This is a genomic window from Xiashengella succiniciproducens, from assembly GCF_023674465.1.
In the GTDB taxonomy this organism is placed as follows: domain Bacteria; phylum Bacteroidota; class Bacteroidia; order Bacteroidales; family Marinilabiliaceae; genus Geofilum; species Geofilum succiniciproducens.
The window spans coordinates 2627191-2642594 of the sequence record NZ_CP098400.1 but is presented as its reverse complement, the minus strand read 5'-3'; the positions used below and the strand labels follow the sequence as shown (position 1 = coordinate 2642594).

Annotated in this window: 11 protein-coding genes; 10 read left to right on the top strand and 1 reads right to left on the bottom strand. The window is 43.4% G+C overall.

Features of this window, described 5'->3' with window-relative positions; all coding sequences use genetic code 11:
• Nucleotides 1-2: 2 nt before the first annotated feature.
• From lolA2 to M9189_RS10850, 10 genes are all read left to right on the top strand, one after another.
• On the top strand, nt 3-635 hold the full coding sequence (gene lolA2 / locus M9189_RS10895) for a flexirubin biosynthesis/transport protein LolA2 (RefSeq protein ID WP_250723189.1): 633 nt from the start codon (nt 3-5) through the stop codon (nt 633-635).
• Nucleotides 601-1275 carry a hypothetical protein gene (locus M9189_RS10890; protein WP_250723187.1) on the top strand — a complete coding sequence of 225 codons (675 nt, stop codon included), beginning with the start codon at nt 601-603 and terminating at the stop codon, nt 1273-1275. Before lolA2 ends, M9189_RS10890 begins: the two co-directional genes overlap by 35 nt.
• Complete coding sequence (locus tag M9189_RS10885) at nt 1275-1649, top strand: ApeI family dehydratase (RefSeq protein ID WP_250723186.1); 375 nt, start codon at nt 1275-1277, stop codon at nt 1647-1649. Before M9189_RS10890 ends, M9189_RS10885 begins: the two co-directional genes overlap by 1 nt.
• Nucleotides 1618-2802, top strand: a complete 1185-nt coding sequence (locus tag M9189_RS10880; protein WP_250723184.1) for a DUF2062 domain-containing protein — start codon at nt 1618-1620, stop codon at nt 2800-2802. The genes M9189_RS10885 and M9189_RS10880 overlap by 32 nt, the downstream gene beginning before the upstream one ends.
• Nucleotides 2803-6648, top strand: a complete 3846-nt coding sequence (locus tag M9189_RS10875; RefSeq protein ID WP_250723182.1) for a trifunctional MMPL family transporter/lysophospholipid acyltransferase/class I SAM-dependent methyltransferase — start codon at nt 2803-2805, stop codon at nt 6646-6648. It begins immediately after the preceding gene.
• 2 nt (nt 6649-6650) lie between these two features.
• Nucleotides 6651-8144 carry a phytoene desaturase family protein gene (locus M9189_RS10870; RefSeq protein WP_250723180.1) on the top strand — a complete coding sequence of 498 codons (1494 nt, stop codon included), beginning with the start codon at nt 6651-6653 and terminating at the stop codon, nt 8142-8144.
• A gap of 25 nt (nt 8145-8169) precedes the next feature.
• Nucleotides 8170-9852, top strand: a complete 1683-nt coding sequence (locus M9189_RS10865) for a C45 family autoproteolytic acyltransferase/hydrolase (RefSeq protein WP_250723178.1) — start codon at nt 8170-8172, stop codon at nt 9850-9852.
• A gap of 116 nt (nt 9853-9968) precedes the next feature.
• The gene (locus M9189_RS10860; protein WP_250723176.1) at nt 9969-11207 is read left to right on the top strand and encodes an alpha/beta hydrolase family protein; all 1239 of its coding nucleotides are present in this window, start codon (nt 9969-9971) and stop codon (nt 11205-11207) included.
• The gene (gene flxY / locus M9189_RS10855; protein ID WP_250723175.1) at nt 11207-12508 is read left to right on the top strand and encodes a flexirubin biosynthesis putative acyl-CoA ligase FlxY; all 1302 of its coding nucleotides are present in this window, start codon (nt 11207-11209) and stop codon (nt 12506-12508) included. The genes M9189_RS10860 and flxY overlap by 1 nt, the downstream gene beginning before the upstream one ends.
• On the top strand, nt 12492-13637 hold the full coding sequence (locus M9189_RS10850) for a 1-acyl-sn-glycerol-3-phosphate acyltransferase (RefSeq protein ID WP_250723173.1): 1146 nt from the start codon (nt 12492-12494) through the stop codon (nt 13635-13637). The genes flxY and M9189_RS10850 overlap by 17 nt, the downstream gene beginning before the upstream one ends.
• 96 nt (nt 13638-13733) lie before the next feature.
• Here M9189_RS10850 and asnB read toward each other — a convergent pair whose 3' ends face one another.
• Nucleotides 13734-15320 carry an asparagine synthase B gene (asnB, locus tag M9189_RS10845; RefSeq protein ID WP_250723171.1) on the bottom strand — a complete coding sequence of 529 codons (1587 nt, stop codon included), beginning with the start codon at nt 15318-15320 and terminating at the stop codon, nt 13734-13736.
• Nucleotides 15321-15404: the final 84 nt, after the last annotated feature.

Sequence of the window (15404 nt, the reverse complement as noted above, 5' to 3'; positions counted from 1 at the left end):
TTATGAGATACCTGGTACTATCATTGTTAGTGTTGGCTGTAACTACAGTTTACGGACAGGACAAGAGTTACAGACCTGTAGCTGACCCCGCTGTGGTTGAGAAGAAGATAATGGATAATTCCCTGAAGGTGAGTTCTATAACAAGTGACTTTGTGCAGGAAAAAAAGATGGAATATCTTGATGAAGTCCTGGTCAGCAAGGGCAAGTTCTGGTACAAGCATGAAAGCAAACTAAGGTGGCAGTATGATGAGCCTTACGAATATATCATTGCAATACGCAACGGAAGCTTCTATATCAAAGATGGCGTCAAGGTAAAGGTCTATGATGTGGCAGGCAATCCGGCGTTCAGAGAGATGAACGACCTGATTCTGAAGATTGCCAGAGGCACGCTGGCCGGTGACAAACGCTTCGAGATTGAGATGTACGAGAATGACCGTTTTTACCTGCTCAGGCTACGTCCAATAGATGCTGCTCTTAAAGGCTTCCTGCAAACCACTGAGATCTATCTTTCAAAGTTTGACCTTAGTGCAGAGAAGGTTGTGATGCATGAAACGGAAACAGACTATACCCAGATTACCTTTATCAACAGGAAGCTGAATAATGAGATCCCTGAAAGTATTTTTGATATTAAGTAGCCTGCTGCTTACGGCAACTCGTGCTGTTGCTGGAGTTACAGACAATCCTTTGGGAACACGTAATCCCGAGGAGCGTTCTGTTGAAAAGTCAAATGTTTTGCCGGGAGGCAGCATGGTATTTGGCACATCATACAATTCTCTTCTCTATAGGATCTTCATTAAATTTCGCGACTACGAGTTTAGCGGCCTTGTACTTATTAAGCAGATGCATGCTGACAGTTCGGTACATATAGTCTTCCTCTCCGAATTTGGACCCACGCTGATGAATCTAAAATACAAGGATGACAGTTTCACAACTGTATCGGCCAAAGAGTTTTTCAGCAATGAGAAGCTTATCAAGCTAATAGGGGCCAACTTCAGGATGTTGATTCAGGACCCCACCTATATCAGGAAAATCAAGGATAGAAATATAGAATGTCGTCAGCTTAGGAAGCTGAAGTTCCGCCATTTGTCGGATAGTTTTGTATATATTTACGGAAATTACGGTCTGCTTCAAAGAGCAAAATACAGGGGCAATGCCCTTACAGTAATAAAGGCTGAGTTTGGGTTCGGCCAGGGTGCCGAACCAACGAGTATTAAGTTTTCCTACCGCGGAGTCCCTTTGCAGGTAAGAATGGAACGTGTAAATGTTATGAACTGATGGAACTCAGGGATTTGTTTGAGCATAGTATTGTTGGTACCGAAGAAGGTAAGATAATTGCCACAGCCAGGTTTAACAAAGAGCACCCTGTGTACCTGGGTCATTTCCCCGGTGCTCCTGTTACACCTGGGGTTTGCCAGCTTAGGCTTATCAGGGCAATCGTGTCGGAGGTTCTTGGCAAGCCGCTTATGCTTGGCAGTGCCAGAGATATCAAATTTCTTTCTATGCACAATCCCTTCGATGATGAAGAACTCAGCGTTGAGATCAGTTACAGGCAGAATGGTGATGCGGTGGAAGTTAATGCCACTCTGGCAGATGGGGAACGTAAAGTGTTGAAGCTAAATGGCGAGTATCGAGATGGATATGGCCTCTAAAGCCTTGTTTAAGGAAAAGCAGTGCTGTGTTATTATTCCTACGTATAATAACGCTTCCTTCCTGGATGCAGTGATTAACGATGTGCTCAGCTACTCTGACGACGTCATTGTCGTTAATGACGGCAGCACTGATTCTACACTTGAAATACTCAGCAAATACAACAAAGTCAGCATTATTAGCTATCCCGTCAACAAGGGGAAGGGGCATGCACTTAAGACTGGATTCAGGGAAGCCTGGGCCAGGGGCTATCGTTATGCCATTACCATTGATTCGGACGGTCAGCATTATGCTAAGGACCTAAATGCATTCCTCAAACTTATTGACGATCAGCCAAATTCCATTATTATTGGCGCACGGAATCTTAATCAGAAGAATATGAACAGCAAAAGCGGTTTTGCAAATAAGTTCTCTAACTTCTGGTTTAAGGTGACTACCGGACTTGATATGCCTGACACTCAGTCGGGCTATCGTTTGTATCCGCTTGAGCCCTTGCACAATATGCGCTTTTTTAGTGGCAGATATGAGTTTGAAGTAGAGGTACTTGTCAGGGCTTCATGGAAGGGTGTAGGTATCTCGGCTGCCCCCATTGATGTTTATTACCCCCCCAGAGAGGAAAGGGTAAGCCACTTTAGACCATTCAAAGACTTTGCACGTATCAGCATACTCAATACTGTACTTGTACTTCTTGCATTGCTATGGTATCATCCCCGACGCTTGTACAGAGAGTATAGCAAAAAATCACTTAGAGATATTTACTGGGAGGCCAAGGCAACTGCAACATCGTTGAGCAATTTCGAGATAGCTGCCGCAATAGCTTTTGGAGTTTTTATGGGTATCTTCCCTATATGGGGTTATCAGTTGTTAGTGGGATTTATAATTGCCCATCTGCTGTCGCTCAACAAGACAATCTTTTTTATAGCAGCCAACATAAGTCTGCCACCTATGATTCCCTTTATTATTTACCTGAGTTACGTCCTTGGGGGCTATATGATGGGAGACGGATCATGGGCGGTGGATGTCGAACTGTCAATTAGTGGGGTCAAGGGAAATCTGGTCCAGTACTTAATAGGGGCAGTAGGTCTGTCCTGTATAGCAGGACTGATAGCCGGAGCATTATCATATATGCTTCTGGTTCTTTTTAAAAGGAAATAGATGAACGATATTTTTGTCAGGATATACAGGTTTTTGCTGAAACACCTAGCCGTGACGGCTGTTGTTTCGATACTGCTGGTGGCAGTATCGGTTTTCTTTGTTACACGAATATCCTTCACAGAAGATGTCAGCACACTTATTCCACGTGACGAACGCATAAATGCGATTGCAGATGTTTTCAACAGTTCCGAACTGGCAGAACGTATTGTAATCACATTTTCACTTAGGGACACAACAAAGGTAGATGAGGACAAGCTGCTTGAAGGGGCAGAGCTCTTTTATCAGTCAGTAACCCGTGACAGCAGCCTGATAGAAGAGATTGACTTCCTGGTGGACCAGTCAACAATAATGGGCTTGTTTGATTTTGTGCAGGAAAACCTGCCATTCTATATGGATGAGGCGGATTACCAGAGACTTGACAGCATTCTCAGCCCTGAAATCATTCATGCGCAGGTTGAATCTGGCTACCGTACACTTATTTCCCCGGCAGGTATAGCTACAAGAAAGTTTTTCTTTTCCGACCCTCTTAATATTGCATCCACTGCGCTTAGCAAATTGTCGGCCTTTAATATTGATGAGAATTTCGAAGTTTACAGGGGGCATATCTTTACATCAGATCATAAGCATCTGATGATGTTTATCAATCCTCAATACCCCTCTTCCAATACAAGGGAAAATGGTCGCCTTGCCGATATTATCAGCGAAAGTACAGACTCATTAGAGTTTGCTATACCTGACCTTAAGGTCAGGGCCTATGGCGGGACTCTGGTAGCAGTGGAAAACTCCCGTCAGGTTAAGCAGGATATTCTGGTGACTGTTTCTATGTCCATCATATTCCTATGTATCCTTTTCCGTCTTTACTTCAGGAAGCTTAGGATGATCTTTATGCTGTTTATCCCCGCCTGCACCGGGGGCTTGATTGCTTTGCTCGGAGTAAGCCTGATAATGGGAGAGGTCTCAATAATTGCCTTGGGAGTAGGAGCAATATTATTGTGTATCACTATCGACTATTCTCTTCACATATTTGCCCATGCCAGGGAAGCCAACTCTGTGCTTGAGTCCCTCAAAAAGGTGTCGATGCCTGTATTCTTAAGCGCTCTAACAACAGCAGCAGCTTTGCTTTGTATCTACGTCCTGCGCTCTGAGGCTCTCAAACAGTTGAGCTTGTTTTCGACCCTTGGTATACTCGTTTCATGTCTGATAGCTCTTACTGCTTTACCGATTTTAGCCCGTAATTTTAAGTTTGATAGTGGCAACAGGGGGGCGGAGCTGTTCGACTCACTTGTAAAGCCCGATTTGCACAGTCGCAATATTCTTGTAGGAATAGTCCTGATATTAACCGTTGTCTTTGCTGTTTCAGTTAAACGACTTGGGTTTAACAGTGATATCTCTGCACTCAACTACCAATCAGAGGAGTTGACTGCCGCCCAGAAAGATCTGATGAAGATAAGTGCCCAGGCCAACAGTGCAGTCTTTGTATTCAGTCATGGAGAAAGCCTTTCAGAGGCTATTGACAAAAGTGAGGAGAGTCTTGAATTCCTCAATGGTATTGTTAAGGATGGCTATGCACGAAGTCTTACTTCGGCAGTAAAACTTATTCCTGGCAGTAAAACACAACAACAGAAGATTGAGAGGTGGACCAGCTACTGGACATCCGAAAAGAAGCAGATGCTTCGATCTGCTCTGATAGAAGCAGGGAAATCTTTCAAAATAAAGGAGGAAGCATTCGGACGCTTCTATGCTTTGCTTGACGCTGAATTTGAGGTAAAGGATGCCTCTCACTTCAGTCCTGTGATAGATGCCTTCCTGAAGAACTTTATAAGCGAAAGTGGAGGTGAATACTACGTGGCCTCAGTGCTGAAGGCTGAGCCCGATAAGAAACCCCAGCTTATAAATGTGCTAACAGATGATCCTGAACTAGTAATCTTTGACCAGCAGCTGATGATCAACAGGCTCCTGGACATACTGCGTGAGGATTTCAACAGATTGTCATGGCTGTCAATGCTGATAGTATTTGTAATACTACTGCTGTTCTTTGGTCGCATGGAACTGGCCGTTGTAACTTTTATCCCGATACTTACCGGCTGGATATGGACCCTCGGCATTATGGGGCTGACAGGCATAGAATTCAATATATTCAATGTTATTATTTCAAGTCTTATCTTCGGACTAGGTCTTGACTACAGCATTCTGCTTGTAAGCGGAATGACAGACAACTACAAGTATGGAGGGGATCACCTACCTCGATACAAGGTGTCGGTGCTGATGTCAGCTCTTACTACGATAGGGGGTTTTGGTGTACTGGTCTTTGCCGGCCACCCTGCCATCAAATCCATAGCCCTTGTATCCATAATAGGCATTAGTTCCGTTCTGATAATATCCTTTATACTAACACCTCGTCTATTCAGACACCTTGTATATTCCAAAGGAGTCAGACGCAGGCAGCCCCTGTGCTTAGCCGATGCAGTTATTTCTGGCGTTACTTTTATTGGTTTTCTCGTATTAGCACTGATACTGACATTGTTGGTGCCTCTGCTGGCTGTGCTGCCGATATCCAGGATTAGCAAAAAAGCTGCTATGGCCTACTTGATACATCAGAGCTCAAAGCTGGTTGTTGCAATGGTGTTTCCAATAAAGAAGTGTGTTATCGGTAAGGAGAAGGCTGATGTGTCAAAGCCTGCAGTGATTATTTCAAACCATCAGTCCCACCTTGATCTGGCTATCTTACTGGCCCACTATCCTAAGTTGATAGTATTTACAAACAGATGGGTCTATTACAATGTTTTCTATGGAGCCTTTATCCGTTTTGCAGATTATTACCCGGCATTCAAGGGATTTGAACAGGGAGTCGACTTTCTGAAGGATAAGATCGCAAATGGTTATTCGATATTGATTTTCCCTGAGGGCAGTCGTAGTGTAGATGGCAAAATACACCGCTTCCATCAGGGCGCCTTTGCTGTTGCTGATGCCCTGGGACTGGAAATACAACCTGTAATGATGCACGGGGCTTATCATGTGTTGCCCAAGTCTGAGTTCTTGCTCAGACGTGGACAGATAAGCCTGAAGTTTTTTGACAAAATTAAACCACAGGGGAGTATGACGTCAGGTGGAATAAGTTACCTAAGTCAGGCACAGGAGCTAACAGCATTTTACCGCAGGGAATTTACTGCATTAAGCGCTGAACTTGAAACCCCGGACTATATGAGGATGCCTCTGATCCATCGTTATATATTCAAGGGCCCTGTTCTTGAATGGTATATGAGGGTAAAGCTGAATCTTGAAAAGGATTATCGCTTCTTTAATGAAATAGTCCCCCGTGACGCAAGGGTTGTTGACGTTGGATGCGGCTATGGCTTCCTCTCAGGTATGCTTGCACTGACCTCTTCCGGAAGGACTATTACCGGGGTGGACTATGACGAGGAAAAGATAATGATGGCACGGAATGCATTTCTTGACAGGCCGTCGGTCAGTTTTAGGTGCATGGATATAGCAAAAGAGGAATTGCCCGAAGGAGATGTTTATATCTTCAGTGATGTATTGCATTATCTACCTGAAAATACGCAAAGGTCTACAGTTGAAGCCTGCCTGCGCAGGCTTCCGGCAGAAGGAATGATAATTATCCGTGATGCAGATACTGACCGAAAGAAGGGAACCTATTTTACAAAACTTACTGAGTTCTTTTCTACCAAGCTGTTGAATTTCAACAAGACGGACTATGGCCTGACCTTCGTGTCCGGATCGCTTGTTAAGGAACTGGCACGAAATGAAGGTTTCGAATGCAAAGTGTATGACAATGCCTACCTGGGCACTTCCAATATGACCTATGTTATAACCAAACAGCAATAAGTATGAGAGATAAGTATGACATAGTGATAATAGGAAGCGGTTTTGGGGGACTGATGTGTGGTGCCTTTCTTTCCAAACACGGTTTCAAGGTTGTACTGCTTGAAATGGGTAAGGTAGCTGGAGGTAACCTGCAAAGCTTTGTGAAGAATGGTGCGGTTTTCAATACGGGATTGCACTATGTGGGTGCCATGGAGAAGGGGCAGATTCTAAACAAAATATTCAACTACCTTGGGGTGCTTGACAGGGTTGAGTTTGACAGACTGGATCCCGACTGCTATGACAGAATCATTATTGGTGACAGGGAATATGCCTCTGCCTCAGGATTTGAGAACTATGCGGCAAGACTGATTTCATACTTTCCCGGAGAGGAAACTGCTATCCGTAACTATGTAGAAAAGATTCGTGCTGTATGGAACAGCAATCCCTTTATTAATCTGAGGGATATCGACAAGGATAAAGATAATGTCAGTCCCTTCTCTACTGAAGGCCTTGTGGATGTAATCAATTCTTTAACAGATAACGAAGAACTGAAAGCTGTGCTTCTGGCCAATAACGGACTATATGCTGGTATGCCCGAACGAACGCCCTTCTATGTTCATGCCCTAATCAACTGTGTATTTATTCAAAGTGCCTTTACAGTTAAAGGAGGCAGTTATCGTTTGGCCGATGCACTTGTAAGCATTATCAGGGAACAGGGGGGGGAAGTCCTGACGGGAAAGAAGGTTGTTAAGATTAGGTGTGAAGAGCTGAATGCTGTGGCAGCTGTTACAGAGGACGGTGAGGAGTTTTGTGCCGACAATTTTTACTCCAGTATTCATCCTGCCGAGGCTGTCAAATTGTTTGAAGAGGGCGTATTCAGAAAGCCCTTTATCAGACGATTAACTGAAATGCCAAATACTATCGGATCATTTATTCTATACATAAAATTTAAGAAGAAGAGTTTTCGTCATTTTGCTTCAAGTATTTATTTTTCAACTAATACTGATGTGTGGGGAGCAAAGTATAGGTTGGAGGAATGGCCTAAGTCAGTAATGATGTACACATCACCTGATGAGGATTCTGCATGGGCCCAGAGTGCCACTGTAATTACTTTTATGCACTATGATGAGGTGGCACACTGGGAGGATAAGCAACGTCGCAACAGCGATCCTGATTATGAGGCCTTTAAATCTGACAGGTCAGAACGGGTCTTCGAAATGCTTGAAAAACGTTTTCATGGTATCAGGGATGCCTCGGAGTCATGGTTTTCTTCTACACCTTTGACTTATCGTGATTATACAGGTTCACCCGAAGGTTCAATGTATGGCATAGCAAAAGATTACAAGAGTGAAGTAGGACCCTATATGCCAGTCAGGACGAGGATAAGCAACTTTATCATGACTGGGCAAAGTATCGGTGTGCATGGCATCATGGGTGTTGCCATGAATTCCATAATTGCAAGTTCCGTTCTCATTGACGTCAACCAACTAATTCGAGAGATCAGGGAGGCTAACTGATTTATAATACAGTTAAATACAGGAGATGCATAAGCTATTGAAAAGACTATTAAGAGTGGTCATAATCCTGACCCTGTTACTTGTAACAGGAACGGTTCTGTTCAGGCAATCAGTCAAAATAAAGGATCCCCTTGTGGTGAATCCTTTTGAGTCTGGTGCTTCTAAGATTTATGCCGGTAGCGACCTATACCTGTTTGAAGACAGTTGGCTTAGGAAGAACAGAGAAGGCCTGTGGGAAATGTATGTAACGGGTTCGCCTTTCGAGCTTGGTTACAAGAACGGGATTCTTACTGACAGTCTTAATGCTCTTCAGGAACACTACTTTGTAGAGGGTATCAGACAGCTAATCCCCTCGGACTCCTATCTTAAATTTCTGAAGAGCTTTCTGGCCTGGTACAACAGAAACCTGGATGAATATATACCTGCCGAATACCGTGAGGAAATTTATGGTGTAAGTCGCTTTGCCTCTGATAAATACTCTTTTATAGGAGAAGCCTATCCACGGATGCTCAACTATCATGCTGCCCATGATATAGGTCATGCACTTCAAAATATGAACCTGGTGGCATGCACTGCCTTTATGGTTAAGGGAGAGAAGACTGAGGATGGCAGTATGCTGATAGGACGCAATATGGACTTTTCGATGGGGGATGATTTTGCACGCAACAAGATAATTGCATTTTACAGACCCGATAGCGGCAACAACTTTGCCTTTATCACCTGGGCCGGAATGATTGGTGTGGTATCAGGTATGAACGATAAGGGACTTACAATTACACTTAATGCGGCCAACTCAGCTATTCCTACCTCAGCAAGAACTCCGGTGTCGATACTTGCGCGCAAGGTGTTGCAGTATGCATCAAATATTCAGGAAGCCTATGAGATTATTGACGAGGCTGATGTCTTTGTGGCTGAATGCTTCCTGGTTGCTTCAGCAACCGATGGCAAAGCAGTAGTAATTGAGAAGTCGGTTGATGATTGTACTATCTATGATTCGGGGTCAGATGTGCTGGTTCTTACAAATCATTACCAAAGCGACAAGCTGGCATCATCAAAGCTCAATAAGGAGGCACTGGTGGATGGGTCATCCCCTTACAGGCATGCGCGTACCCTCCAGCTTATCGATAGTATTGCGGTGCATACACCACAAACAGTAGCTTCAGTACTGCGTGATCAAAGGGGTATGGATGGAGTTGATATAGGAATGTGTAATGAAAAGGCTGTAAATCAGTTAATAGCACATCATTCGGTAATCTTCAGACCTGAGAGACTGGAAATGTGGGTGTCTGCGAATCCATATCAGCTTGGAGCATATATTTGCTATAATCTGAATGACATATTCACCGGCACTCCAGTGCCTGGTGTAGCTATTGATGACTCTACGGCTATTATCGAAGCCGATCCATTCTTGTTTTCAAAAGGTTATGAGGATTTTTTGAAGTATAAAGATGTGCTTGCCAAACTAAAGTGGCAATTGAAGAATGATGATGCTGAAGGAATAAGTGAGGGTGATATACAACTACTTGTGAATCTGAATCCTGAGTTTTTCCATGCCTGGTTTATAGCCGGTGAATGCTGGCTCTTGAAAGGAGAGTTGCAAAAAGCTGAGCTGTGCTATCGCAAGGCCCTTGAAAAGGAGGTTGCCAGAGAATCTGAGAAGGAGCAACTGGAAAGCAGGCTTAGTGACTTATTTGGAGCGAGATACTAGGTGAAAGGATATTGTAGGTTATGTGCTTTGAGGTTGAATGGTGAAGATGGGAGTTGCTATGGTTGGCTAATAGATATATTAAATAATTGTGCCTAAGAGGCTTAAAGATTTTTATCATGCTTAGACAGCTACTGATTCTTGGTTTTGTATTGATATTTTGTTCAATTGTAAGAGCCGAAGGACGAAACGAACAGTCGATACTGCCAAAACCTGGCGGGCCATTTGCCATAGGCACTATGAAGGTCTTTGTTACCGATTCTTCACGTATGGAGACCTTTATAACTAAGAAGAAATTCAGGGAGATTTATATAAAAATATGGTATCCAGCCCATGTCGAAGGACAGTCGGAATATGAGGGTTTACTTTCAGACTATCCCGATGAGGTTGTAGTTGATATATTTAAGGCAGTTGGACTTGACAAGGAACTGGTTGGAAAAATCAAGGAAAGCACTACGAATTCGGTAACAGGGCCTGTTGTCCCGGTAAATGGACAGAAATTTCCAGTAGTTCTGTTCAATCCTGGTTTTTATTTTGGAATGGCGGATTTCTATACAGGCATAGCCGAGAGTCTGGCAAGCAATGGTTTTATAGTATGCAGTGTCAACCATCCCTATGAGCAGCCCTATGTCGAACAGAGTGACAAGGGTGTGCTGATGAAGAAGAAAAAGGCCCAACTTGCTTACCTGCAGCTTGTGCTGGTTGAGAAGTTTCGCAAGTTTGAGCTTGATACTGATGAGCAGATAGAGGATGCTACAAGAATCTATCTGAAGAAACTGAAAAGATTTGACAGGGTACTGAGAAGATGGACGACAGACAATATAGCATTTATTGATTATCTGTACTATGTTTGTAATAATGACTCCGTCGGCGGAGTCTTCGCTGTTATGGATATTGACAGGATTGGCGTGATGGGTCAGTCGCTTGGCGGTGCTGTGGCAGGACAACTTTGTATTGATGACAGTAAGAGGATAAGGGCTGGTATTAACCTCGATGGTTTTCAATTTGGAGATATTATAGACAGACCTGTTGAATTGCCATTTATGCTTATGGAAAGTGAACATTACGAGTTGTGGCGCATAGGCAATGAGATGGTATTTCGCAATTCTGGGCCGGATTTTCATAGTTTTACGGCGAAGAGGGCAAAGCACTTTCTGTATAGTGATGCTGTATCTCTGAAATTTCTGGAAGAGGAGGACTTGAAAAATATGATTGGAGATGTCAACGCAGATGAGATAAATGCAACAGTAAATGAGTATATCCGGGCGTTTTTCTCGAAATATCTGAAAGGGGTAAATGAGCCATTGATAGATAATAATATTGACAACGACGAGTACAGACATATAAAACTAAGGTGATGTACAAAGAGCTATCAAAATGTACAAGGGAAGATATTAAGGCATATCAGGACTCAAAGGTTCCTGAGATACTGGCCTATGTGCTGAAGCATTCTGCATTTTACAAGGATAAGTTTAGAGGAATAGATATATCCGGTATCAGGACTGTGGATGACTTGCAGAAACTGCCTGTTACTACCAAAGAGGATCTTCAGCTACGCAACAAGGATTTTATCTGCGTTGAGCGTGAAAAGATAATTGATTATCTGACTACATCCGGTACCCTTGGTGCTCCCGTTACCTTCGTTGAAACTGAAAATGACCTTGAGCGCCTGGCATTGAATGAGTATCTCTCATTCAGATGTGCAAATGCCTCCAGGGATGATATATTCCAGCTAATGGTTACCCTCGACAGGAGGTTTATGGCAGGTCTGGCTTATTTTCTTGGGTTAAGAAAACTGGGAGCAGGTATTGTCAGAGTTGGTCCCGGTAATCCTGAGTTGCAATTTGATACAATTCGTCGCACAGGGGCCAACAAGCTGGTGACGATACCTTCCTTTCTTCTGAAGCTTATTTCTTATGCTGAGGAGAATGGGATAGATTATAAGAGTTTTGGAATAGAGGCTGCAGTATGTATTGGTGAGCCTATTCGTGACAAGGATCTCAACTTAAACAAGTTGGGAGAGAAGATTAAGAGCAAATGGGATATTAAGTTGTATAATACTTATGCTTCCACAGAGATGGGAGCATCCTTTACAGAATGTGATGAAGGAGTTGGGGGCCACCTGGTGCCGGAGATTTTGATTGTCGAATTCCTGGATGAGAATGACAAACCTGTGAAGGATGGAGAACTGGGAGAGGTAACAATTACAAATATTGGCGTTGAAGGTATGCCTCTGGTGCGCTTCAAGACAGGTGATATGTGTTACCATTATACAGAACCCTGCCGCTGTGGACGCAGCTCTCTCAGGGTTGGCCCGATTATAGGCCGTAAGAATCAGATGCTCAAATATAAGGGAACCACCCTGTTTCCACAGTCACTGTACGACAATCTGGTGGAGATTCCTGGTGTTAAGAATTATCTAATAGAGGTATCTACCAACAGTATAGATACAGACGAGATATTAGTCCGCATAGGAAGTGATGACAAAAGACCCGAATTTGTAAAATACATTAAGGACCACTTTAGGGCGAAGCTGAGAGTAGCCCCAGAGGTTGAGTTAATGGATCCTGCAGAAGTTGAAAAACTCCAGTTTGGTCCCATGTCACGTAAGGCTGTTACATTTATAGATAAACGAAAAGGCCATGGAACAAGTCAGTGAGCGCTTTGATCTGATACGTCCTTATTTCGACTGCGAGATCAACGAAGCAGTCAATCGTGTCGTTATCCATCCCTGGTTCGGGGAGATGGTGGCTTTCCTGTTTGGAAGAGATAAGATAGAACAAATGGCTTGTGAGCTGAAGAATGTCAGTTCTGTGGAAGAGTTTCAGTACAGATTCTCACGACGTGCAGTAAGAAGTATAGTTGAGAAAACAGCCGAAAGCTTCACTTTCGGCGGACTGGAAAACCTGGATCCATCTACTCCCTACCTCTTCGTTTCAAATCACAGAGATATTGTCCTTGACTCGGCAATAATGCAGTGGATTTTGCTGGAGAATGGTCACAGGACTACCCAGATTACCTTTGGAAGCAATCTGATGTCGAGTCAGTTTGTTATAGATATCGGTAGGATCAACAAGATGTTTACCCTTTTCAGGGGTGGTACCCGTATTGAGCAATATCAGAATGCCCTGCTTCATTCTGCATATATTCGCGATGCCATCTTAGAGCAAAGGGAGTCGGTATGGATTGCACAGAGGGATGGCCGCACCAAGAATGGGGATGATCGTACCCAGGCCGCCTTGATAAAGATGTTTTCTATTAGTGACAGGGAGGTTTGTCCCACACTGGAAAAGCTGAATATAGTACCGGTAAGCGTATCGTATGAGTTTGAACCATGCGCCGATTCCAAGATATTTGAATGCTATGTAAAGTCCCAGGGGCAGCAGTATGTAAAGGCCCCTGGTGAAGACTTCAAAAGTGTGCTAAGGGGAATTACTGGATGGAAGGGCAGGATCCATATGGAGTTTGGTACGCCACTTAACGGCTTTATCAGGAAACTGGCAGCTGAAGATCTCGATTTCAATGGAAGAACTATGAAAATTGCCGAGGAGATCGACAGACAGATTCATTGTATGTATAATCTGTGTTCGTTTAACTACATAGCATTCGACAGACTTAATGACAGTCTGCAGCATAGTGGACTTTATTATTCAGAGGAAGATATCAGAAGATTTGAAACATACGCAACTGAAGTGATTAGTAGACTTGATGGTGACATAGCGGCACTTGAAGCCTTGTTTGTCAGGATGTATGCATATCCGCTAATAAACAAGCAGCAATACGTATAAAATAAAAATCCGGCGCAGACCAAGGTTTAGGACTTGGCTGCCCGGATTTTCTGGATTTAGGAGGAAATTCAGGTATTAGGAAATTTTATATGCAAATTACTCACCGCTTTTGCCATAGTTTGGTAACACTCTGGCACTTGGGTCATTCACGTTACAGTTTTCCCATTCTTTGTTAGGCATCCAGAAGTCCTTTATTAGTTGTGCACGTCCAGGGAAATGCGATTCAAAGATATCACGGTATAAAAGTGATTCTTTTGAGATAGGTGTGGCGAATCTGTACTTCAGTGCGGCATCCTTAAGACCACTGTCACTGTACGTTTCTTCAGCATAGGCCTTGAGATAATCGACGACGCTGTGACCCACAGCGTCGGAGAAAGCCGCCTTTTCCCTATAAAGAATCTCATGGGGCAGATATTCACCTTCAAAAGCCTTACGAAGCAGGTATTTGCCAATGCCGGTAAAGTTCATCTTCTTCTCAGGTCTGATGGCCATAACATATTTGACGAAGTCGATGTCCCCGAAAGGAACCCTGGCTTCAAGACCATGGCTCGAGATACATCTGTCAGCCCTAAGTACGTCATACATGTATAGCTCTCTGATTCTTTTCTCAGACTCTTTCTGAAACTCTTCCGGACCTGGAGCAAAGTCAGTGTACTTGTATCCGAAAAGTTCGTCACTAATCTCACCTGTGAGCAGCACTTTTACATCGGTGTTCTCTCTGACATACTTGCATATTAGGTACATTCCAAGAGAAGCCCTGATGGTTGTAATATCCCAGGTTTCAGTTGTGTAGATTAGTTCACTTAGTGTATCGAATATGTCCTTCTTCGTAAATAGGTACTCGTGATGCTCACTTTTTAGATAGTCGGCTACTATACGGGCATATTTGGTGTCTATAGGTCCGTCAACAATACCCACTGCAAATGTCTTGATGGGTCTTGGGCTCAACTTGGCTGCTATTGCACACACCAGACTAGAATCCAACCCTCCACTGCACAGGAAACCTACAGGAGCATCGGCATTCATTCTCTTCTCCACAGCTTTGATCAAGAGCCTGTTGATATTTTCAAATATCGCTTCCTGCTCATCATTATTATAGGTCTCTACCCTGGCAATGTCAGTGTATTGAATAAAGTTCTGGCCATCATAACAGTGACCGGGAGGGAAGGGTGCAACAGTCTTACATATACTATGAAGGCTTTTTACCTCGCTGGCAAAGTATATATCGCCTTCTGTATCATAGCCATAAAAGAGAGGCCTGATACCGATGGGATCACGTGCAGCATAAAAGCGCCTCTTTGCTTCATCGTATATAACACATGCAAATTCTGCATCAAGGCTTTGAGCCATACCAACTATTCCCCTGTCTATAAACAAGGGAAGCAGGGCTTCACAATCACTATGTGAATGAAAGTGATATGAGTGTTGATATATATTGGTTAGTTCCTTGTAATTATATATCTCACCATTGCAGATTACATGAATATTATTGTAAGACAGAGGTTGATTACCTGCATCTGACAAATCCATAATCTTAAGGCGGTGAAAGCCCATCCACCCATTAGGGCCAAAATCCTTCACCACTGTGTTGTCAGGTCCTCTGTAACTAATTCTCCTGAATTCTTGAGCAAGCTGTTGTTTTCTTTGCTCGCTACTTCCACAATAAACTGCAATACCACACATGGACTAAAAATTTTGAATATCAAAAATGATAATTAGAAAGCAATGACGCTACAAAAGTAATAAACCGAAATAATAAAGCAAGAA